Below are 20,890 nucleotides of genomic sequence, written 5' to 3' on the forward strand. Positions count from 1 at the left end.
CCCTCACCTGCAGCGGAACATGACGCGCCTGGAATATGGCGCGTGCGTTAAGGGTCCCGCCGCGTCACCTATCCTAGCCGATCGATCCACGTGTTGCAGACCACATTTCCGCGAGGTCAGTGAAGAACCCGGAACCCGCTCTGGGGCGAGGGAGTTGCCGCCGCATGGGCCCGTACCCTTGGGATCAGCAGGCATAATTCGGCATAAAGCCTGTCCCAGAACGCGAAGGGAAGGGCAATGCTCCGGCCTGCCTCGGTCTGGCGGACCAGGATGATATGGTCGATGTCCTGAAGAAGACTGAGTTCGGCGGCCCACAGGCCATCGACCTGTTCGGAGCCAAGGGCATCCGGCAGAGCGAGGCGGGCCGCCATGATGTAGCCGGCGAGCATCTCCGCGCCATAGGCGTCGAGAACGGCGGATTGCGGCGCCGGCAGGTCCGGTCGTTCCAGGACGACGACAAGGCCGCTCCAGCTATCGTCGATGCTGACCCGGATTCTGACGCCCGTCGTGTCGCTCAGTTCGCGAATACGGGAATGCGATAACATGCCCGGTGCTCCTTTGGGGCGCGGCCTTCTGGCGCGGGGCGGAAAAAACCGGGACGGGCGTGGCCCGCCCCGGTCCTTCCGGCATGGTTCCCTCCGAGGGGGGGGAGAAGGGAACCCTGTCGCTCTTAACGGAAGAGCGACATGATGCTCTGCGGCGCCTGGTTGGCGATGGACAGAGCCTGCACGCCCAGCTGCTGCTTGACCTGCAGGGCTTGCAGTTTCGCCGACTCCTTGGCCAGGTCGGCATCGACGAGGTTGCCGATGCCGCCTTCGATCACGTCGGACAGCTTGCTCACGAAGGAGGCCTGTCCGTCGATCTTGCGCGACGCCGAGCCCAGCGTGCTGAGGCTGTTCTTGACGTCACTGGCGACCGTGTCCAGCGTGCCGATCATGGTCTTGGCGGTGGCCGCGTCCGTGAACGTCGCGCCGATGGCGGTGATCACCGAGGCATTGAAGTCCTGGTTGGCTACGTCCAGCGTCGCGCCGGCCGTATCCAGGGACTGCAGCGCCTTGACTTCGCCGCCGCCGGCCTTCAGCAGATTGGTGCCGTTGAACTCCGAGGAGTCCACGATGGTCTGGATCTGCGCCTTGAGAGCGTCGAAGTCCTTGCCCATCGCGTCACGGCTGGCCGTATCCACGCCTTCGTCGGCGGCTTCGTAGGCCTTGGCCTTCATCTGGTTGACGAGGTCCGAGATCTGTTCCGCACCGGCAACAGCCACGTCGGTCGCGCTCTTGGCGCGGCTCAGCGAGGAGCCGACCGACTTCAGGCCGCCCAGGTCGCCGCGAAGCGTCTGGGCGATGGTGAACGATGCCGAGTCATCCTTGGTCGAGGCCACGTTCAGACCGGTATTGATCCGGCTCTGGACGGTGGACATGCCGCGGTTGGTGTCGGCGAGGCTCTGGAGGGCAGCCATCGCACCGGTGTTGGTATTTACAGAAAAGCCCATAGTCGTTTCCTTTCTAGGATAAGGGGTCGCATTCTCGCGCCCTGGGCCAGAAGCGCTGGCCCTCGACGCCCGATGATTATCGGATCGTAATTATTTTATAGGAAAAATTGAGGCGCCACCCAAACGGTCCGGCGAGTTTTTCGCCATGGCATCAGAAGGGGAACAGGGCGTCGTAGATCTGCTGGCCCCAGCGGGCCTGCTGGGCATCGGTCAGCTGGCCGCGGCCGCCATAGCTGATGCGTGCCTCGGCGATCTGGCTATGGGCGATGCTATTGTCGCGGGCGATGTCCTCCGGCCTGACGATGCCGGTGACGATGACCTCGCGCAGCTCGAAGTTCACCCGGACTTCCTGGCGGCCCCGGATCAGCAGATTGCCGTTGGGCAGGACGCCGGTGACGATGGCGGCCATGGTCATGTCGATCTTCTCGCTGCGCGACATGCTTCCCGCGCCGCCGGATTGGGATTTGGTGCTGGTATCGACCAGTTTCGATGGATCGACGCTGCCCGGCAGCACCTTGGTGATCTGCGATTCCAGGCCAAGGAGCGCGCCGAGATCGGCGGTTTCCGAACCGGAACGCGAACGGGTGGTCGAGTTGCCCACTTCGGCCTTGTCCGAGATCTTGATCCGGACGGTGAGGATGTCGCCAATGCGCGAGGCGCGCTGGTCGTGAAAGAACGCACCGGCGCCGGTCCGGAACAGCGAGGCGCTGGTGGCGGGAACCGGCGGCGGCGCGGCGGCGCCGGTCCGCGCGGCGGCGCCCTGCATGGCCAGCGAGGCTTCGACGACCGGGACTTCGGATTGCTCGGGCGCGGTCATCTTTGGCGCGCGGCCGACATTGGAGAGCTGGGATGCGACGCTGCAGCCCGACAGAAGCGCGGCAGCCGAGAGAATGAGAACGGCGCGGTTCATGAATGTGTCCTTTCCCGGCGCGATCACGGCGCCATGATGTTGACGACGCCCGGTCCGGAAACCGTCGCCTCGAGCGTGCGGTTGGTGCTGGTGCTGACGACGCGGACCTGATCGCCGACGGCGCCGCCCGACAGGGCGCGGCCCATGGCGGAAATCGACAGTCCGCCCCGGGCGACCAGGATGTTGACGGGTTCGCCGCGCCTTACCATCTGGGGCGGCATGACGTCGCTGGCCCGCAGGACGGCGCCGACATTCAGCCTTCGCCTTGCTTCCATGCCGACGGCGGCAGACAGTGCCAGCGCGCCCCTGACTTCGTTGGGCCCGCGCTGTTCGCTGGTGAAGTCGGCTTCCTCTAGGGTCTCGCCCTTTTCGACGGCCCGCGCGAGGACGGGAACCTCGACCGGCTCGGCGGGGACCGGGCTGGCGACGGCGGGGCCGGCCAAGGCGATGAAAACAGCGGCGCAGATCAGGAACCGGGGCATGGCGCTTACCGGAGCTGCGTGGTCGTGGCGAGGAGCTCGTCGACCGTCTTGACGACGCGGCTGTTCATCTCGTAGGCGCGCTGGGCCGTGATGAGGGCGGTGATCTCGGACACCGGATTGACGTTGGAGGCTTCCAGGAAGCCCTGGGTGAGACCACCAAAGCCGGGCTCGCCGGGCGAGGCGACCGTCGGCTGCCCGGAGGCCGGGGTTTCCTTGAACAGGCTGGATCCCATGGCCTCGAGGCCGGCATCGTTGACGAAGGTGGCGAGCTGGATCTGTCCGACGGTCTGCAGATCGGGAGAGTCGGCCAGTTTCACCTGGACCTCGCCCGTCTTGGAGACGATCACATCGACGACACCCTGGGGCACGGTCACGCCGGGCTGAACCCGGTAGCCTTCATTGGTCACCAGCTCGCCCTGATCGGACACCTGGAACGAGCCCGCCCGGGTATAGGCGGTCTCGCCGCTGGGCAACTCGACCTGGAAATAGCCCTGACCGTCGATCGCAAGGTCGTACCGGTTGGAGGTCTGGGTCAGCGCGCCCTGTTCGGCGATCCGGTAAACGCCGCCGGTCTTCACGCCAGCGCCGATCTGAATGCCGGAGGGAGTGAGGGAATCCGTGCCGCCTGCCGCCGCGCCCGGCCGCTCGACCTGCTGGTAGAGCAGGTCCTGAAATTCCGCCCGCTGGCGCTTGAACGCGGTCGTGTTCATGTTGGCGATATTGTTGGAGATCACGTCCACGTTGGTCTGCTGCGCCAGCATGCCGGTCGCCGCGATTGAGAGGGAGCGCATGGTGTTCCTTTCCTGAAACGAATGGTGGGCGCCGGTCAGTTGACGCGGCCAAGCCTGTCGATGGCGCGCTGGCGCATGTCGCCGAGGTCCTGCGACATGCGCGCGCTGTTCTGGTAGGAGCGGAGAATCTCCACCATGGCGGTGGTCTCGGCCACGGGCTGCACGTTGGAGCCTTCGACGCCGCCCGCCTTGAGCCGCGTTTCCTCGGCGGGGAGCACCGTCCCTCCGGTACCGGCCAGCAGACCGTTGCCCCTTTCCTCGAGCCCGCCATCATTGGCGAAGCGGGTGACGGTCAGCCTGCCCAGGGATCCTTGTGGCCCCATCACGGTGCCGTCGGCGCCGACCGAGATCTGGTTCACCTGATCGGGCGGAATGCTGATGGGCTGGTCGCCTTCGCCCAGCAGGCGCTGTCCGCCGGCGGTTCCCAGCTCGCCTGTCGAGAGGACACGGACGAAACCGGCCCGCGTATAGAGCGGCGTCCCGTCCGGACCCTCGACACTGAGATAGCCGGGGCCTTCGATCATGACATCGAGAGCATTGCCGGTGGACTGGAAGCCGCCCTGCGTCAGGTCCTGCACGGTGCCGTAGTCGAGCACGAAGGATGTGTTGCGCGCATCCTCGACCACGGCGTCGGGGCTGGTCTCGACATATTCATGAAAGACGGCCTGTTCACGTTTGAAGCCGACGGTGCCGCTGTTCGCCAAATTGTTGGAGACGACATCGAGGCGCCGGCGCAGGGCCTGCTCCTGACTGAGGAGTACGTAGGATGAGATGTCCATTCGCGCGTTATCCAGAAATTCCACGATCTAGCCGCACTAGGCAGTTTTTGCCGTGCGGTTATCCTATAATAGGAAAAAATGCGGAAAGATGATCGCGCCGACGCCTTCGAATGACGCAGGCAGGCCGACGGAACTGGAACGAGGCATGACAACTGAAGATCTGGACCGCGAGGACGCCGAGCCGGCCGCAGTTCCGACGGCGGCCAAGCCGGGCAAACGCAAGAGGCTGATCCTGACAGGTGCCGCGGTGGTTCTGCTCGCCGCAGGCGGCGCGGGCGCCTTCTTCGTGCTGGGCGGCCCCACACCGGCAGCGGAGGGGCACGAGGATGCGGCGGCCCCGCCGGCCGAAGACCACGCGGCGGAGCCCCCCATTTACGTGGATGTCCCGGCGATGGTGGTGAATCTGCGCGGCCTGGGCGGGCAGCCGGGATATCTGAAGCTGCATTTCGTCATCGTCGCGGCGGATGCCGAAAAGGGCGCCGAGATCACCGCCCGGCTGCCCTCGATCCTCGATGCCCTGCAGCCTTTCCTGCGGGAGCTTCGCCCGGAAGACCTTGCGGGTTCCGCCGCAGTCTACCGGCTCAAGGAAGAAATGCTCGCCCGGACGGCTACACAGGTCAGCGCCGGCGCGGCTCGTGATGTGCTGATACAGGATCTGATCCAACAATGAGCGACGATTTTGACGACATCGCACTGCCTGAGCCGCACGCCGCGGCGCAGGATGGTCCTGAAAGGTTCGATCAGGCCGGTATCGACGCCTTGTTCGACTTCGACTCCGTGGCGCCCGTCAGCCCGAAAAAGGGCTTGCGCGCCGTCATAGAATCCGACGTGGTCAGCCACGAAAGGTTGCCCATGCTCGAGGTGATCTATGACCGCATGGTCCGGACCTTCGCGACCAGCCTGCGGAACATGACGTCGGATTCCATCGAGGTCACGCTGGAGGAAATCACCTCCATGCGGTTCGGGGAGTTCATGAACCGTGTTTCGCTGCCGGCGATGATCGCCGTGTTCAGCATCCCGGAGTGGGACAATTACGGCATCATCACCGTGGATTCCAACCTGATCTATTCGGTGGTCGATGCCCTGCTGGGCGGTCGCAAGGGAAATGCGCCGCTGCGGGTGGAGGGACGTGCGTTCACCACCATCGAGACCGCTCTGGTCGCCCGCATGGTGCGTCTGGCACTGAACGACCTGGCGGTCGCCTTCGAGCCCCTCTCGCGTATCCAGATGGTTCTTGACCGGATCGAGACCAGTCCCCGCTTCGCCGCCATCGCCGGCCCGAGCAATGTGGCCGCCGTCGCCAGTTTCCGCGTCGACATGGATGCGCGGGGCGGCACGTTCAACGTCCTGTTGCCGTATGCCACGCTGGAGCCGGTGCGGGAAAAGCTGCTCCAGCGGTTCATGGGCGAGAAGACTGGCAGGCTGAACATCTGGGAAAGCCACATGGTCAACGAGATCCGCCGCACCGAGGTCACGCTGGACGTGGTGCTGGGCGAACGCCTGATGTCGCTGGAGTCGCTGATGAAGCTGGCTGTCGGCGACGCCATCCGCTTCGAGGACGGTCCGGACGAGCCGCTGGAGGTGCGCTGCGCCGGGGTGCCGCTCGGGCGCGCCTTTATCGGCCAGCGCTCTGGCAACGTCGCCGTTTCCATGACCAACGATATAGCCAAGGGGCATGCGCAATGAGCTACGCCGTCATCACCAACGTATTCACCATGCTCTTGTGCGGGGCCGTCCTGATCCAGAGCGCGAGGCTGATGCGGAACCTCAAGGCGCTGCGCGAGGCGGGTTTGCGCGACATGGTGGACTCGCTCGACCGGTCCACCGCCGAGGCGCGCGGGGTTCTCGGGCGCCTCAAGGAGGTGCTGTCGCACGAACTGGCCGAGAGTAACCGCACCGTCGCCGAGGGTCTCGAGATGCGCGAGGAACTGACCATCATGGTCGGTATCGCGAACGCGGTGGCCGAACGCATCGTTGAAGCGGCGAACGTGACGGCGCGGGCCGCCTTGCCCGAAGTGGCGGGCGAGGAAGAGATGATCCCATGAAGCGGCCCTATCTGCTCGTCGTCACGGCGCTGGGCGCGGGCGCGTCCATGATTGCCCACGGCATGGCGCTGACCACCGACAAGGTTGAACCGCCGGCGCCGACGCGTCTTGGCGTATCCATCCAGGAGAGTATCGCCGACCGCGACCGAAAGGCGGCCGAGCAGCAGCGGGCCCTGGAGTTGCGAGAGAAGGCGGCGCAGGCGCTGGAAGCACGGTTGCTGGCGCTGCAGCAGGCACAGCCCGATCCCGCCGCCGCGCCGCAGCCCGCAGAGGCGCCGGACAAGGAAGAACAGTTCGACAATCTCGCCCGCATCTATCAGACCATGAAGCCCGCCAAGGCGGCCGTCGTCTTCGAGAAGCTGGACATGGAGGTGCAGATGAAGGTCTCCCAGCGCATGCGGGAGCGATCGATGGCCATGATCCTCGCCAGCATGACACCCGACGGCGCCGCCGCGCTGAGCATGTCCCTGGCCAATCGCCGACCTGCCACGATCGAGGCGCGCGTCGAGGATCCCGCCGCGAAACCGGTGCTGGTGCCCTAGGCCGCCGCGAGACCGGCGGCGTGCCCTGGGTCAGCGCGCAGAAAGCTGGATTTTGTCCGGCGCGTTCCGGGCCGGCGCGAGCAACCAGCCGCCGCGTTCGCTGAGCGAATAGACCGGCCGATATTGAGGCCACTCAGATGGCGCCGCCGGTTCCAGTTCGATGTTATCCAAGAGCACGGCCGCGTCGCCGACCATGACCAGGGTCAGCATATGGGGCTGGTCGTCATGCGACACCATGTCGAGACGCACCTGATCATCCGGAATACCGACGGCCCGCAGCAGAAAATATTTGAATGCCGCGAAATCCTCGCAGTCGCCTGCGCCGCGATGGAACATCTCTTCGGGCGTGGCCCAGTGATCCGCCTGAGCGTAAAGGCTGGAATCGGGAGCATAGGAGAGGTGGTTCACCAGTTCGTTGACGCGTCGCAGCTGTTCGCTGCGCGGGAGCGGCATCAGGGCGGCGACCGTCTCGCTCCAGAAGGAGGCGAAACAGGCGTCCGCCGCCGTATCAGGGCAGGGTGCGGGTGCGGCAAGCGACGCGGCATGCCGCGCCAGCAGCTCCTTCCATTGGACCAGATCCTCAAGCGCGAGCGGCATCACGGAACGGACGCCCAGCGGGACGGCGAGTGGATCGCCGGTCAGGCCGGTGCTGCTCAGGACGGGGTGTTCCCCGGCGTGCTCAGCGGCGGCGCAGGGATTGGCGACTGTGCAGAGAGTAAGAATGGCCACGGATGCCGTGAGCGCGCGCGGAAGTAGGCGAGAGGAATGGGGCATCCTGGGTATCCTTTCGGCGGTCCCGCTGCCCGCGCGGACGAAAATCCGCGGGTGGGCCGGTGACTTTGCGTCCCGCCGTTTCCGACGGTTTGCCGTTATCGAGGCTTATCCTATAATTTATAGGATAATTTTTCCCAGTACGGTGGTCAGGACGGAAAAGCACCCACTTCCAGGATCAGCACCTTGCCGACGCCCGGAGTGACGCGTTGCAGGGCGCGCGTCAGACCAGCCCGCAGCCGCTCGGAATTCACCGGCTTGAAACCGGACGCCTCCAGATGCGCGTACTCGATCACGGCCGCCAGCGCCGCCGCCCGCAGCAAGGGAAGGTGCAGCGTCAGTAGAGCCGCGGCGGCGGAGTCGGCCGGCTCGATCGCCAGCTTGACCCGGATGACGCCGTCGATGGACGAAGAGTCGATGATCGGCGTCCTGATCTCCTCGAGGGTGAGGAAGGCGCTGGCGGTATCGGCCGTCTCCGATGCCGCGGCCGTACCGGCCGGCAGGGCCAGGGCCGCGAGCAGGAACATGGCGATGACGGGCGCTTGTAACATGGAGGCTCTCCGTCCGGCGGGGGGCCGGTGATGAATGTGTTCATCCTATAATAGGAGATGTGCAAGCCTCGGAGGTGTCAGTGAGCCGCGATCAGAAACCAGGCCGCGTGAAAGTCGTCAACGGAAGCGCCGGCGGCGCCTCGAAGCCCCAGACGATCAGTCCAGCGGCATCGGCCGGCGTGGCGCCCGTCGAACGACCGGCCTCGCGCACGGCAGGTCCGGCACTTGCCGTGCTGTATCTGCTCGCCTGCCTGTTCGGCGGTGCCGCCGTCGCCCTTTGGGCGTCGATCGAGGGATGGCAGCCATGAGGGCCGCGCTTCTGTTTTCGACGGCGCTGGCATCGGTCATGCTCCCACAGCCGGCGGCACTGGCATCGGAGGTGCCGGTGGCCGCCGTGATGGAGCGCGCTCTGGAATGGCGCGTGACGCCGCCGGCGCAGGCCTGGGCGGCGCTGGTCGGGACGCCGGCCCCGCAGCGGCAGGAGGCGCGTTGGACCTATGCGCTCAGTCTGGTCAGCGCGGGCCTGGGGGCCGAGGCGATCGGCATGCTGGACCTGATGCGCGAGCAGGACGCGGGGGTAGAGACGCTCGCCCACTACCGCCTGGCCCGGGGCATGGCGCTCGTTCAGATGCGCCGCCATGCCGAAGGCGTGGCCGCCCTGGAGCTGCCCGCGCTGGCTGAGCGGGCTGAGGCATGCGCCTGGCGTCTCGTGGCCTTGTCCGCGCTGTCCTCGGACAAGGCGCTGGATGAGGTGGAATGCGCGCTTCCCGCGGTCAAGGCTTTGCCGACCGATCGGCGCGCGCCGTTCATCAGCGCGCTCGCGGCGGCGGCGATTCAAGGCGACAAACCCGGCGTGGCGCTCGACTGGCTGCGCCTGCTCGATCAAGAGCTTCCGTTGACCCACCTGCTGCGGGCGCAAGCGCAGGCCAAAAGCGGGCAGTATGACGCGGCGGAAAAGAGCCTCGAAAACGTGAGCCGATCCGGTGACGCCGAGCAACGCGCCCAAGCCCAATTGATGAAGGTGGTCATTGGCCTGGATCGGGGCGTCCTGGACCCTGTCGCGGCGGGCAAGGCGCTCGATGCGCTCAGGTTCGGCTGGCGCGGCGGCGAGGTGGAGAAGCAGGCGCTGTTGCTGAATTACCGCGTCGCGGTGCAGACCAAGGACATTGATCGTGCTCTGGCGAACGGCGCGGCGCTCGTGCGGTACCACCGCCTGGATGACGAGAGCGCGTCGGTCATCACGGCGGTGCGGGGGTACCTGACCGCGGCGCTGGACCCTAAAAGCGGTCTGCCTGTCGATCGCGCGGGCGGCCTCTACTGGAATTATCGTGATCTGGCGCCGACGGGGGCGGAGGGAGATCTGCTGGTCAGCCGGCTGGCGGCTCGTCTCGAGGAGGCCGGCCTTTACGACCGGGCGGCCGAACTGCTGGAGCATCAGCTGTTCGCGCGTGCGCGAGATGTGGCGCAGGGGCCGGTTTCGATCCGGGTCGCGACCCTTTTCCTGCGGGCGGGCCACCCGGAGCGAGCCGTCCGCGCAATCAGGAACAGTGAAGGCCCGGCCTATCCGGGCGGCATGACAGACGACCGCAAGAGGGTTCAAGCCATCGCCCTGGCCCGGCTTGGCAAGACCGACGACGCCGTCGCCGTCGTCGAAGGGTTGCCGGACAGTGCCCGGCTGAGGGCGGAGTTCTATTGGAAAGGCAAGAACTGGCAGGCACTGGCGGATGCATTCCCGGGGGTCGAGCCCAACGGGAAGACCCTTGACGACCAGGAACAGATCATCGTGCTCCGCCAGGCCATCGCGTTGGGGATGCTGAACAAGAAAGCCGAGTTGCAGCACTTGCGCGCGCTTTATCAGGCCCGCTTTCGGGACCTGGGGGCGGCTTCATCCTTCGAGATGCTGACCGCACCGGTCGAGACACTGGCCTCGGAAACCATCGGCAAGGCACTGGCGGTCATGCCGTCGGCAAGTCCCGCAGGCGCGCTCGGCGATCTGCTCTGATCGAGGCCTGCGACTGCCGGACCAGCGGCAGGGCAGGCCTAGCTGAAAAAATTGACCAGACTCAGTCCCGAGAGTTTCGCGAAGACCGAATAGGATGCGTCCAGCGCCGTCTTCTGCTGCGCCAGGTTGATGGCGACCTGCGCCAGGTCGACGTCTTCACTGTCCGAGATGATGGTTTTCAGGATGACGCCGCGCGCCTCCGCATTGTTGGCCAGCGTCTCTACGTGCGCCTGCTTGCGACCGTTCTCCGCATTGGCGGTCTGGATGGCGCCGATGCCCTTGTCCAACTGCTCGATGGCCTGTTTCAATGCCGCTTTCTGTGCGTCAGTCGGCATTTCGCCGAACGGGCCTGCAGCCGCCAGGGTGCGGAACGCCTCAAGCGCATCGCCGCCGATGGTGTGCGCGCCGACGCCGAAGCGAACATCGAGTCCATCGCCCAGGCGCGCGGTCTGCTGACCGTCGTCGCTGGCGAACGCGGCGTTGCCCGCGAGGCTCAGGGTGTCGGCGAGGCTGCCGACCTTGAACGGGGTTTCGCTGGTGCGCGAGCCGGCGAACAGGGGGACCCCGCCTTCCGTCGCGTTCAGGGTGTTGGCGAACGCGTCGAAGGCAGACTCGATCGTCGATTGCAGGCCCAGCGTATTGCCGCGGCCGAGCGCCGTGAAGAGATCCTGCCGCAGCGTCGACGCGGTGCTCTCCGCCTGGGTGAGGTTGGCGTCGTAGAGCGACAGGGTCGTGGCGGTACGGGCCGCCACCGTTGCATAGGCTTCGGTCCTGCTCAGCATGGAGCGGGCCGAGATGCTTCTGACCGTATCGCCGCCCAGACCGGCATAGGTCGATGCCTTCTTGCCGCTGGCGACCTCCTGCTGGGTCGTGACGAGCTGCGCCTGGGCGCGCTGGATAGAGCCGGAAAGAGCTTGGTGAAAAACGGGGGTCGCGACGCGGTTCATGATCTGGACCTTCAGCGCATCATGTTGAGCAGGGTGTCGTACATATCGTTCGCCGTCGCGACGACGCGCGCGGCGGCGGAGTAGCTGTTCTGCAGAATCACCAGCTGGGCCAGTTCCTCGTCCACATTGACCCCCGAGAAGCTGTCACGGCGGCTCACGGCGTCGTCGAGGCGCGCGCTTGCGCTCGCGCGAGCGTCTTCGGCGCGCGACGCCTCGGCCCCCGCGCTGCTGATCAGCCGTGCCGCGGCCTGCCCCACGGTGGCGCTGCCGTACCGTCCCAGCGCGACGGGCGCGGCCAGTTGGTCGACATAGGCATTCGCGCCCTGCTTGTTCCCGGCGCCGATGACGGTTTGGCCCAGCACGGCGCCGGCCGGAACGCGGGCCAGCGGCAGGCGCGCGGGGGTGGCGGCGATATCCGCTCGGACGGACATCGAGGACACGGGACCCCGCGCGAGACCCAGCAGGCCCGAAAGGGATTGGCCCGTGCCCAGACGGTCGGTGGTGTCGCCGGTGACCGCCAGGGTGACGCCGCCGCCCGCCGCCGATGGCTCGAACGCGAGCCGACCGGACTCATCCAGGGAGAAACCGCCGAAGCGGGACAGCGGACCCGCGTTCAATTCGCCCAGCATGTCCGCCAGGGCCGGCCCGGACGTACCGGTGACGTACTGGCTGGCGAGAATTCTGCCGCCGCCGTCGCGCAGTTCGAGGCCGAGCGACTGACCCGGCGCGATGCCGTGGGCGTCGGATGGCTGGAATCCGGGCGGAACCAAGGGGGCTTCCGACCGGATGAGATCGTTGAGCCCGAAGAAGTGCGAAAAGCTCATGCCGGCGCGCACGGCCGGCATTGCCGGATCCTGGGCGACCGACACGCCGTTACCCGGGGCCGTCGCCCGCAGCGTGAAACGCCCGTCCGAAAATGACGCGGTCGCGGCCCCGCCGAGCCCGGTATTCATGGCGGCCAGCGCGTCGGCGATGGTGGCCGCCGGTCCAAGGGACGAGAAGTCGATGCTGGCAGCGGCGACGAGGGTGCCCGCTCCGTCGGTGACCGAGAGGCTGGCCGTTCCGGAGAAACCGAGCCGGTCGGCCGTCACGAGGCCTGTATCGCGGCCCGCGAGCACGTTGGGCGCGGGTACCGCCGTGGCGGCATTCGATGCCGCGTTGAGCGAGTATGCCAGGGCGTCGCCGATGATACTCAGTTGTTCGCTGAACAGGGGCAGAGCGCGGTCGCGCATGTCGAGCAAACCGCCCAGCTTGCCGCCGACTTGGGGCGAGACGATCACATCTCCGGTCGACGGCCCTTGTTCGCCCGCCTCGCCGGAGAAGCGGACGCCGATCGCCGGTGACCCGGTCTGCAACCCGCTTCCCGAGGCGGCGGGATAGGTGAGCTGGCGCAGCCGCCGGTCGAGCAGCACGGTCCCGTCCGCGGCATCGATGGTGACCCGGCCATCCGGCTGATCGCGCACCGTGATCCCGATCAGACCACCCAGATCGCCAATGGCCGACATGCGCTGGCTGGCCAGCGCCGCGGTGCTGCGACCCATGCCTTCCGAACGGGCGATATTGTCGTTCAGATCGTGGATCCGGGTCAGCAGTCCGTTTACCCGGGTAACGGTGTCCTCGATTTCCGCCGCCGCGTTTGCCCGCAGGGCCGCAACGTCGTCGTCGGTCTGGCGGAGTGTCTCCAGCATGCTGGAGACATCGCCGACGAACACGGCGGCCGCCTCGGGACTGGTGCTGGACGCCGTCATGGCGATGGCGGACGACGTGAGCGCGTCGAGCCGCGCGGGCAGCGTCGCCGCCGAACCGGGCTGACCGATGGCGGCCTGTAACTGGTCGAGATAACCGGCGGTCACGTCGGCCCGGCCGGACATGGCCGCCCGGCCGTAGACCGCCGCCTCGAGAAACCGGTCCGCGATACGCTGGGACTCTCCGACCAGGACGCCGTTCGTCCGGCCGCCCGTGACGCCCGCCGACAAGGCGACACGCTCGCGCGCGTAGCCGGCGGTGCCCACATTCGCGATGTTGTTCGAGGCGGCGCCCATGCCGGCCTGGGACGCGGCCAGGCCCGACATGGCGGAATTGAGGATGCTGTTGAGCGACACGGAAGATCCTTACGGCGGGAAGAACGGCCTGTTCAGGCCGGCGGCGTCAGCGCTTCAGATTGTTGACCTCCTGCAGCATGTCATCGACGGTGGTGATCACTTTCGACGAAGCGCTGTAGGCGCGCTGGAAGCGGATCATGTTGGTGAATTCCTGCGCCAGATCCACGTTGGATGCCTCCAGCGCGCTGCTGACGATGCTGCCGGAGCCAAAGCTGCCGGGAGGGTTGATCGTCGGGCTGCCCGATTCGTTGGAGATCGAGTAGGCGTTGCCTGAAAGCCGGGTCAGTCCGTCCGGGTTGGCGAAGGTCGCCAGTGGCAACTGGAACACGGCGCGGGAGGTGCCGTCGTCGAAGATGGCGCTGACGAGGCCTGTCTTGGAAATATCGATCGAGGCGATGTTGTTGAGCAGGCCGCCGTCGAGCGACGAGGACAGCAGGGCGGATTCGCCGCCGAACTGGGTGAGACCGTTCACGGCCGCATCGCTTCCCAGATTGAGGGCGATCGGGCTCGAGCCCGCGCCATTGGTCCAGGTCACGGACAGCGGACTGAACAGCGTGCCGGTGGAGCCGGCCAGATCAAGGCTGCCATCGGCGTTGAAGGCGATGGCGCCGCTGGCGAGCAGGCCGCCCGCCGCGGTCACGTCGGTCGCCGGATCGGCGTAGATTTCGCCCGCCCACTGATTCACGCCGGTCTTGGCGAAGCCCATGGTGACGCGGTGCGAGCCGCCCTGGGCATCGAAGATGTCGAGCGAGCGCGTGAAGTCGGGGACCATGGTACCGCTGGCGAGGTCGCCGACCGCATAGGCCGCGGTCTGGACCGGCGTCGTCGACTGCAGGTTGGCGCGGATCGTGATCGCGGTGGTCGCGGTCGCGGTGCCGTTGAGATCGCCGAGACCCACGGGCTGCAGCTCGTCCAGATTGCCGGTGTTCACGTAGCCGCCCGCGCCGTCCAGCGGCCAGCCCTGCAGATAGTAGCCGCTGGTGTTGCGAAGGAAGCCTTCGGCGTCGGGCGAAAACGATCCTGCCCGGGTGAACGACACGGTGCTGTCGGGGGCCTCCGTCGAGCGGACGACGAAGAAGCCGCTGCCGTCGATCCCCATGTCGGTCTGGTTGCTGGACGTCTGCAGCAGGCCCTGTTTCGAGATCAGCATTTGCGGCGATGCCGCGACGCCGCCCGCCGTGTAGCTGCTGCTTGCCTGGCCGTCGACGACCAGCGACTTGAACTCGGTCTGCACGCCCTTGTAGCCGACGGTGTTGATGTTCGCGATGTTGTCCGCGACGCCCGCCATGGCGCTGGACTGGGCGCCGAGACCGGACACGCCCGCATAGAGAGCTGAATAGAGGCTCATGGTGTTCTCCGTGGATGGCTTGGTGCAGATATTATAGGAACATTCCTTGGGAACAGTTCTACACGGCAATTTTTGCCTAGCGTTCCCTTGGTTTCGAACTTCTTTCCTATAATAGGAGGAGCATAACCAAGGTGAGACCCATGGCCCTGAGAATTTCCCTGCGTGATGGAGAGAAGGTGATCGTCAATGGCGCCGTGCTGCGCGCCGTCGGCCGCATGACCCTCGATGTGGAGAATGGCGCCGCCGTCCTGCGCGGACGCGAGCTGATGCAGCCCGACGAGGCCCGCACGCCGGCCAGCCGCGTGTATTTCGCCTGCATGATGGCCTATATCGATCCCGAGGGGCGCGCCGCGTATCAGGAGTCCCTGGTGTCCCTGATCGGCGATCTGCTGGAGGCGCTGCAGGCGCCGGACGCGCGGGCGTGCTGCATCAGGGTCGCCCAGAAGGTGGCGTGCCGTGACTTCTACCGGGCGCTGACCGATTGCCGCTGGCTGATGCGCTACGAGGCCGACGCGATGGCGCGTCTGCTGCCAGAGGCGGTGTGAGATCATGTCGCCCTTGTCGGCCGCCGCCGCCGCCCTGCGCGGAATGCCCGCCGAGCACCGCTTCGGTCAGGTCGCCGCCGTGCGCGGCGCCTTGATCGAGGTCGATGGCCTGGGCGGTGCCGCGCGGGTCGGATCGCGTCTCGACATCGCGACGCGCGCGGGTACGCTCGCGGCGGAGGTCACGGGCATGGACCGGGGCGTCTGTCACTGCATGCCGTTCCAGGACCCGCAGGGCGTGGGCACCGGGATGCGCGCCGATCTGGCCGCCGGCCAGTTCGTGCTGCGGCCGTCTTTTGGCTGGCTGGGGCGCCTGGTCGATGGTCTCGGCAACCCCATCGACGGCAAGGGCCCTCTTCAGGCCGGCGCGCATCCGCAGCCGATCCGCGCGGCGGCTCCGCCCGCCGCGACGCGCGCCAGAGTCGGCGCGCGCATCGAGACGGGGGTGCGAGCCCTCGATCTTTTCGCATCGCTGTGCGTCGGACAGCGGCTGGGCCTGTTCGCCGGTTCGGGCGTCGGCAAGTCGGTGCTTCTGTCCATGCTGGCGCGCTGGACCGCGTGCGACATCGCGGTGATCGGCCTGATCGGTGAACGAGGGCGCGAAGTCCAGGAATTCGTCGAGGACGATCTGGGGGCCGAAGGTCTCGCCCGGAGCGTCGTGGTGGTCGCGACCGGCGACGAGCCGGCGCTGATGCGGCGCCAGGCGGCCTGGACGACCATGGCCATCGCCGAGCATTTCCGCGACCAGGGCCATCACGTCCTGTGTCTCATGGACTCGGTGACCCGCTTCGCCATGGCACAGCGCGAGATCGGCCTGGCCAGCGGCGAGCCGCCGGCCACCAAGGGATACACGCCCACGGTCTTCGCCGAGCTTCCCCGTCTGCTCGAGCGCGCGGGGCCGGGACTGCCGGGCCAGGGATCCATCACGGGCGTGTTCACGGTGCTCGTCGATGGTGACGATCATGACGAGCCGGTCGCCGACGCGGTCCGCGGGATTCTCGACGGTCACGTGGTGCTGTCGCGGCGCATCGCGGAACGCGGGCGGTATCCCGCCATCGACATCCTCAAATCCGTGTCGCGGACACTACCACGCGCGCAGACGGACAGGGAAAACGCGCTTCGGCTCGAGGCCCGTGGCAATCTCGCGCTCTATTCGGACATGGCGGAGATGGTTCGGCTTGGCGCCTATAGTACCGGTTCCGATGCACGGGTGGATCGGGCCGTGGCGCTTGAGCCGCGTATCGAGGCGCTGATCGGGCAGGGCAAGAATGACCGGGGGCGGCTCGACCAGGCCTTCGCCGATCTCGAAATGATCCTCGGCGGTGCGGCATGACGACGCCCTATGACCCGGCGATTCGCATAAAGCGGCGGCAGGTCGACGATATCGCGCGGCAGATCGGCGACGCGCTCGCGCGCGTGGCCTCGCTGGATGAAGGGGTCGAGCAATTGGCAGGGGACGCCAGACGCGAGGCCATGTGCGGCGCGGAGGCGCCGATGGTGTCCTCTCATCACTATGCCGCGCGCCTGCGGACGCGCCGGGCCGGCCTCATGGAAGAACGCGCGTTCACGCAGGCAAGGCTCGTCAGCCTCCGGGCCGAAGCGGCCAGCGCCATTGCGTCGCTGCAGGCCATCGAGACCGCGGCCGAGAGGCACCGTGCCGAGCACAAACGCCGCCGTGACAACGCCGTCCAGGCGCAACTCGACGACATGGTGGCCTCGTCGGTGGTTCGCCGACACCACGCGTCCAGGGAGCATCGAACGTCATGATTTCGGAACTCGACAGCGTGCAGGCGGGCCCGGCCCGAAAGGCGGAGCTGATCAATGCCACGGCGCGGGCGCAACTGGCGCTTCCTCTCTGGCGGGCGGCGCTGGGAGATGGCGATGATGCGTCGGGAGCAGCGCCCGATCGGGTCGCCCCGGTGGCCATGGGCGGAGAATCGCTGTTCGCCCTGCTCGAACAGGCGGCTTTTTCCGGCCTGCCGGCGGCGCCGCCCGCGACGGACTTGCGTAACCCGGTCGGTGTGGCGGCGCGTGAGACCGTGTCGGCGCCTCAGGCCATGGCGGTTACGGAAAAAGGCGCGGCCGCGACCAATCTGGGCGCCAACAGCCGTTTTGGCGGCGCCATCGCCGCCGCCAGCGAGCGGACGGGCATTCCCGCACAGGCGCTTGCCTCCATCATCGACGCGGAGGCGGCGAAGCAGCCGGATGGCGCGTGGAAGACCATGTCCCGTAATCCGCGCTCCAGCGCGGCCGGCCTCGGCCAGTTCCTCAACCGCACCTGGGTCGATGAAGCGGAACGCGACGGCACATGGCTGAACGCCGCAGCGCGCGAGCGGGGATGGATCGGCGCCAATGGCAAGATTTCTCCCGGCAGCCGCGCGGCGCTTCTCGCGTTGCGTTACGATGGCGAGGCCTCGATCCAGGCGACGGCGGACTACGCCCTCGCCAATCTCCGCTACTTGCGCAAGCAAGGGATCGAAGTGGGCAGCGGCGCCGAGAGCGTCGCCCGGACCGCGTATCTGGCGCACCATCTGGGCGCCGGAGATGCCGCCCGCTTCCTGGGCGACGGCATCAAGCCGGCCCGTGCCGAAATGCTTCTGACCGCACAGGTCGGGGCGCGTGCGGCGAGCACGCGCATCGCTCAAGCGGGCGACGCAGCCGGCGCGCACCGGGCCTGGCTGCTCGACTATGTGGATCGCCACGTGAACCCGGATCGATTTATCGCGTAAAGCCGCCGGGTCGATAAATTCTATCCTATAATTCTATTCAATCCGGCCAAGAGAGACGTGCCAGGCCGTGTTTATCCGACAATGGAAAGGCAACATTCATGTCTGTTAGCAGTGACCTTATCGACCGCGTTTCCTTCGTGGGATTGGACAGGGAAGATAGTGATGCGCTCGCCGGCTTCCTGCCCGTCATCGAGCGCGAGCTGCCCGCCATCATCCGGCTCTTCTACGGCAATATGCGGAAATGGCCGCAGCTGGTCGCCATGTTCCGGGGCGACAGCGGGATGGATGCCGCAGGCCGCGCGCAGACCTCGCATTGGATGAAGCTCTTTTCTGGCCGGTTCGACGATGACTATGTTGTTTCCGTGCGCAAGATCGGTCTGGTCCATAGCCGTATCGGTCTGGACCCGCGTTGGTACATCGGCGGTTATTCTTTCATTCTGAACCATCTTTATCGGGTGGCCGCCAAGCATCACACCAGCAGACTCAATCCGGCCGCGGCGCAGGCTGCCACGGGGCAGCTCATGGCGGCGATCAGCAAGGCCGTGATGCTGGACATGGACCTGGCGATCTCGGTCTACATCGAAGAGAATCAGGCCGTCTATGATCGCAAGCTGACTGCTCTCGCCGACGATTTCGAAACCAAGATCGGTAACATGACCGAAATGCTGGCGGTTGCCTCGACCGAGCTGGAAACCACGGCGCAGTCGATGACCAACACGACAACACAAGCCAACCAGCGCGCCATGACCGTGGCGGCGGCCGCGGAACAGGCCAGCGCCGGCGTTCAGACGGTGGCCTCGGCGGCGGAGCAGCTCACTTCGTCCATTTCCGAGATCAGCCAGCAGGTGAAGCGCTCGGCCCAGAGCACCGACCGTGCCGTGGTAGACGCGCAGCGGACCGACATTATCGTGCGTGCCCTGTCGGAAGGGGCCGAGAAGATCGGCAATGTGATCGGCCTGATCACGCAGATCGCCGGCAAGACGAACATGCTGGCGCTGAACGCCACGATCGAGGCCGCGAGGGCCGGCGAGGCGGGCAAGGCCTTCGAGGTGGTCGCAACGGAAGTGAAGAATCTGGCGACCCAGACAGCCAAGGCGACGGAACAGATCGAATCGCAGATCACGGAAATCCAGGCAGCGACAAAGGAGGCCGTCAGCGCCATTCAGGCGATCACCTCCACCATCGGTGAGGTCGCGGCCATTTCCTCGAACATCGCGACCCAGATCGAACAGCAGAGTATCGCCACTCACGATATCACCAGCAACGTGCAACAAACCGCCCAGGCGGCCCAGGAAGTGTCGATCAACATCGTCGGCGTCAGCCAGGCGGCCGAGGTCACCGGCGCAGCCGCCAAGGAGGTCTTTACGTCCGCGGCGAATCTCTCGGGGCAGGCCGATGCCTTGAGGGTCGAAGTTGGCAGCTTCGTCGCGAGCGTGCGCGCCGCCTGACGGCCAGTCCGTCCAACAGGCCATCAGGAAAGCCGCTCTCCGCCATGCGGAGGGCGGCTTTCCACGTTTTTACGGGAAAATATAATTTTCCAATAAATTTATCTTTTCCAATAAAAATGTATCCTTTATAAGGGGTCCTGCCATCGCGAGGATGGCATCCCAGTGAGGGGGACCCGAAAAATGTCGAAGACCACTATCGCCCTAGAAGCTCTCGTTGCTGACGTCATCGCCAACACGCCGCGCGACGGCCAGTCATCGACCGCGCGGCAGCGCTTTAACGTGGACCGCGCCTTTGCCTCCATTCTGAAGCTGGCGGCGCCGCGCATTCGGCACTTCATCCGAAAATACGGTCTGATGGCGCATTGGGAAGATGCCGAACAGGCGGCGGCCATCGGCATTCACCGGGCCATCCAGGCCTATGATCCGGAGAAGGCGCAGTTCACGACCTTCGTGAACTGGCAGATTCGGGGCGAGTTGCAGGCGCTGCGGTTCCGGCTGATGACCGACCAGCGGCCTTCCGCAAAAAAGGTGGAAGCGACGACCGTGTCGATGCAGGCCCTCGGCTATCGGCCCGATGGCGAGGACATGGATTTCGAGGCGACGATCGAGGACGAAGGCGCGCTTGCCCGCGTGGAATCAGAAGCGTCGGCCTATCTGGCCCACGCCGCCATCGACGCGCTGCTGGACCAGTATGTGAAGGATCAGAGGACCAGTGCCGTGGCGCTGCTCCAGCGTAAGATCAAAGGGCAGAAGTCCGCCGTTGGCGCAGATGGCGGTAAACCACGGCTCAAGGTCAACGCCATCGATCCCGCCGAGATCGCGGCGGTGGACGACAAGCTGCTGCGCGATCGGCAGATCGTCCGGCACCGCATTCTGGATCAGGTGTCGGAGGACGAGTTGGCCGCACGCTTCTCGCTGACCAAGGAAAGAATCCGCCAGATCACCAAGCATGCCGTGCGCGCCATGGCGAACCTGGTCGAGCGTCATCCAAGGTTCGCGCTGCTGGCCGAATATGGCCGCGCGCTCCAGGCCGCGCCCGCCACGCCGGTGGTGGCTCAGCCCAAGCCCGTCGCCATGGACGCCCAGCCCGCGGCGGTCAGCCTGCTGCCCGTTCCCCGGGTGCCGCAGACCGACAGAATCAGGGTCGTTGCCATTCAGGCGAACGGCTCCGTCACGTCCGACTTTCTGGCCGAGAGCTTCATGGCCGGCCACGCCAACGATCCTCATGCCAACGGATCCCACGCGGCGCATGGCTGAGCATTCGCAAATCCCGGTCTCTCCACGGCAAGGGCGGCGCAAGCCGCCCTTTTTCGTTCGCGGCCTGATGCGGATCAAGTTTGGGGCCGCCTCCCGGCGAGCTTCACGGCATTTATCCTATAATGATAGGGCAGGTCACCGGTGTCGCCGGG

General features: G+C 66.3%; 23 protein-coding genes and 1 riboswitch. Of the genes, 12 read left to right on the forward strand and 11 right to left on the reverse strand.

From position 1 onward, the window contains the following. Window positions 1-116: 116 nt before the first annotated feature. The 6 genes from WJU17_RS16945 to WJU17_RS16970 form a co-directional block, all read right to left on the reverse strand. Window positions 117-545, reverse strand: a complete 429-nt coding sequence (locus WJU17_RS16945) for a hypothetical protein (RefSeq protein ID WP_346328574.1) — start codon at window positions 543-545, stop codon at window positions 117-119. A 125-nt stretch (window positions 546-670) separates the two neighbouring features. Beyond that, window positions 671-1,492 (reverse strand): flagellin, encoded by an 822-nt coding sequence (locus WJU17_RS16950; protein WP_346328575.1) that lies wholly within the window; start codon window positions 1,490-1,492, stop codon window positions 671-673. A gap of 151 nt (window positions 1,493-1,643) precedes the next feature. Beyond that, window positions 1,644-2,402, reverse strand: a complete 759-nt coding sequence (gene flgH, locus WJU17_RS16955) for a flagellar basal body L-ring protein FlgH (RefSeq protein ID WP_346328576.1) — start codon at window positions 2,400-2,402, stop codon at window positions 1,644-1,646. Window positions 2,403-2,425: 23 nt separating this feature from the next. Beyond that, window positions 2,426-2,884 (reverse strand): flagellar basal body P-ring formation chaperone FlgA, encoded by a 459-nt coding sequence (gene flgA / locus WJU17_RS16960; protein ID WP_346328577.1) that lies wholly within the window; start codon window positions 2,882-2,884, stop codon window positions 2,426-2,428. Window positions 2,885-2,889: 5 nt separating this feature from the next. Then, a complete protein-coding gene (gene flgG / locus WJU17_RS16965) occupies window positions 2,890-3,675 on the reverse strand; it encodes a flagellar basal-body rod protein FlgG (RefSeq protein ID WP_346328578.1) in 786 nt (261 codons plus the stop codon). Between the two features lie 35 nt (window positions 3,676-3,710). Beyond that, the gene (locus tag WJU17_RS16970; RefSeq protein WP_346328579.1) at window positions 3,711-4,454 is read right to left on the reverse strand and encodes a flagellar hook-basal body complex protein; all 744 of its coding nucleotides are present in this window, start codon (window positions 4,452-4,454) and stop codon (window positions 3,711-3,713) included. Between the two features lie 88 nt (window positions 4,455-4,542). Here WJU17_RS16970 and WJU17_RS16975 point away from each other — a divergent pair, with 88 nt between their 5' ends. The 4 genes from WJU17_RS16975 to WJU17_RS16990 are packed head-to-tail and all read left to right on the forward strand — an operon-like array spanning window position 4,543 to window position 7,041. Continuing rightward, complete coding sequence (locus tag WJU17_RS16975) at window positions 4,543-5,124, forward strand: flagellar basal body-associated FliL family protein (protein ID WP_346328580.1); 582 nt, start codon at window positions 4,543-4,545, stop codon at window positions 5,122-5,124. After that, window positions 5,121-6,140, forward strand: coding sequence for a flagellar motor switch protein FliM (gene fliM, locus WJU17_RS16980; RefSeq protein WP_346328581.1), 1,020 nt, complete (start codon window positions 5,121-5,123; stop codon window positions 6,138-6,140). Before WJU17_RS16975 ends, fliM begins: the two co-directional genes overlap by 4 nt. Next, a complete protein-coding gene (locus WJU17_RS16985) occupies window positions 6,137-6,499 on the forward strand; it encodes a hypothetical protein (RefSeq protein WP_346328582.1) in 363 nt (120 codons plus the stop codon). The genes fliM and WJU17_RS16985 overlap by 4 nt, the downstream gene beginning before the upstream one ends. After that, window positions 6,496-7,041, forward strand: a complete 546-nt coding sequence (locus tag WJU17_RS16990) for a hypothetical protein (protein WP_346328583.1) — start codon at window positions 6,496-6,498, stop codon at window positions 7,039-7,041. Before WJU17_RS16985 ends, WJU17_RS16990 begins: the two co-directional genes overlap by 4 nt. Window positions 7,042-7,071: 30 nt before the next feature. Here WJU17_RS16990 and WJU17_RS16995 read toward each other — a convergent pair whose 3' ends face one another. Together WJU17_RS16995 and WJU17_RS17000 are read right to left on the reverse strand one after the other, a co-directional pair. Next, a complete protein-coding gene (locus WJU17_RS16995; RefSeq protein WP_346328584.1) occupies window positions 7,072-7,770 on the reverse strand; it encodes a transglutaminase-like cysteine peptidase in 699 nt (232 codons plus the stop codon). Between the two features lie 57 nt (window positions 7,771-7,827). Then, a riboswitch (cyclic di-GMP riboswitch) is annotated at window positions 7,828-7,919 on the reverse strand. 42 nt (window positions 7,920-7,961) lie between these two features. Next, window positions 7,962-8,363, reverse strand: coding sequence for a hypothetical protein (locus tag WJU17_RS17000; RefSeq protein WP_346328585.1), 402 nt, complete (start codon window positions 8,361-8,363; stop codon window positions 7,962-7,964). A gap of 80 nt (window positions 8,364-8,443) precedes the next feature. On the opposite strand from WJU17_RS17000, the gene WJU17_RS17005 reads away from it, so the two are divergent. Both WJU17_RS17005 and WJU17_RS17010 read left to right on the forward strand, forming a co-directional pair. Further along, window positions 8,444-8,671 carry a hypothetical protein gene (locus tag WJU17_RS17005; protein ID WP_346328586.1) on the forward strand — a complete coding sequence of 76 codons (228 nt, stop codon included), beginning with the start codon at window positions 8,444-8,446 and terminating at the stop codon, window positions 8,669-8,671. After that, entirely contained in the window at window positions 8,668-10,365 is a 1,698-nt protein-coding gene (locus WJU17_RS17010; protein WP_346328587.1) for a hypothetical protein, read from the forward strand. Before WJU17_RS17005 ends, WJU17_RS17010 begins: the two co-directional genes overlap by 4 nt. 38 nt (window positions 10,366-10,403) lie before the next feature. Here WJU17_RS17010 and WJU17_RS17015 read toward each other — a convergent pair whose 3' ends face one another. From WJU17_RS17015 to WJU17_RS17025, 3 genes are read right to left on the reverse strand one after another with little or no spacing between them, the layout of a single operon-like run. Further along, entirely contained in the window at window positions 10,404-11,312 is a 909-nt protein-coding gene (locus WJU17_RS17015) for a flagellin (protein WP_346328588.1), read from the reverse strand. A gap of 11 nt (window positions 11,313-11,323) precedes the next feature. Continuing rightward, entirely contained in the window at window positions 11,324-13,414 is a 2,091-nt protein-coding gene (locus tag WJU17_RS17020) for a flagellar basal body rod C-terminal domain-containing protein (RefSeq protein WP_346328589.1), read from the reverse strand. Window positions 13,415-13,460: 46 nt separating this feature from the next. After that, a complete protein-coding gene (locus tag WJU17_RS17025; RefSeq protein WP_346328590.1) occupies window positions 13,461-14,762 on the reverse strand; it encodes a flagellar hook protein FlgE in 1,302 nt (433 codons plus the stop codon). A gap of 140 nt (window positions 14,763-14,902) precedes the next feature. Between WJU17_RS17025 and WJU17_RS17030 the strand changes: the two genes are divergently transcribed. From WJU17_RS17030 to WJU17_RS17055, 6 genes are all read left to right on the forward strand, one after another. Beyond that, a complete protein-coding gene (locus WJU17_RS17030; protein WP_346328591.1) occupies window positions 14,903-15,307 on the forward strand; it encodes a flagellar biosynthesis repressor FlbT in 405 nt (134 codons plus the stop codon). A 4-nt stretch (window positions 15,308-15,311) separates the two neighbouring features. Then, window positions 15,312-16,637, forward strand: a complete 1,326-nt coding sequence (gene fliI, locus WJU17_RS17035; protein WP_346328592.1) for a flagellar protein export ATPase FliI — start codon at window positions 15,312-15,314, stop codon at window positions 16,635-16,637. After that, window positions 16,634-17,071, forward strand: coding sequence for a hypothetical protein (locus WJU17_RS17040; RefSeq protein WP_346328593.1), 438 nt, complete (start codon window positions 16,634-16,636; stop codon window positions 17,069-17,071). The genes fliI and WJU17_RS17040 overlap by 4 nt, the downstream gene beginning before the upstream one ends. Next, window positions 17,068-18,033, forward strand: a complete 966-nt coding sequence (locus WJU17_RS17045; RefSeq protein WP_346328594.1) for a peptidoglycan-binding protein — start codon at window positions 17,068-17,070, stop codon at window positions 18,031-18,033. The genes WJU17_RS17040 and WJU17_RS17045 overlap by 4 nt, the downstream gene beginning before the upstream one ends. A 98-nt stretch (window positions 18,034-18,131) precedes the next feature. Further along, on the forward strand, window positions 18,132-19,481 hold the full coding sequence (locus tag WJU17_RS17050; RefSeq protein WP_346328595.1) for a globin-coupled sensor protein: 1,350 nt from the start codon (window positions 18,132-18,134) through the stop codon (window positions 19,479-19,481). A gap of 180 nt (window positions 19,482-19,661) precedes the next feature. Further along, a complete protein-coding gene (locus WJU17_RS17055) occupies window positions 19,662-20,738 on the forward strand; it encodes a sigma-70 family RNA polymerase sigma factor (RefSeq protein WP_346328596.1) in 1,077 nt (358 codons plus the stop codon). Window positions 20,739-20,890 lie beyond the last annotated feature (152 nt).

Source organism: Iodidimonas sp. SYSU 1G8 (assembly GCF_039655775.1).
Lineage (GTDB): Bacteria > Pseudomonadota > Alphaproteobacteria > SMXS01 > SMXS01 > RI-34.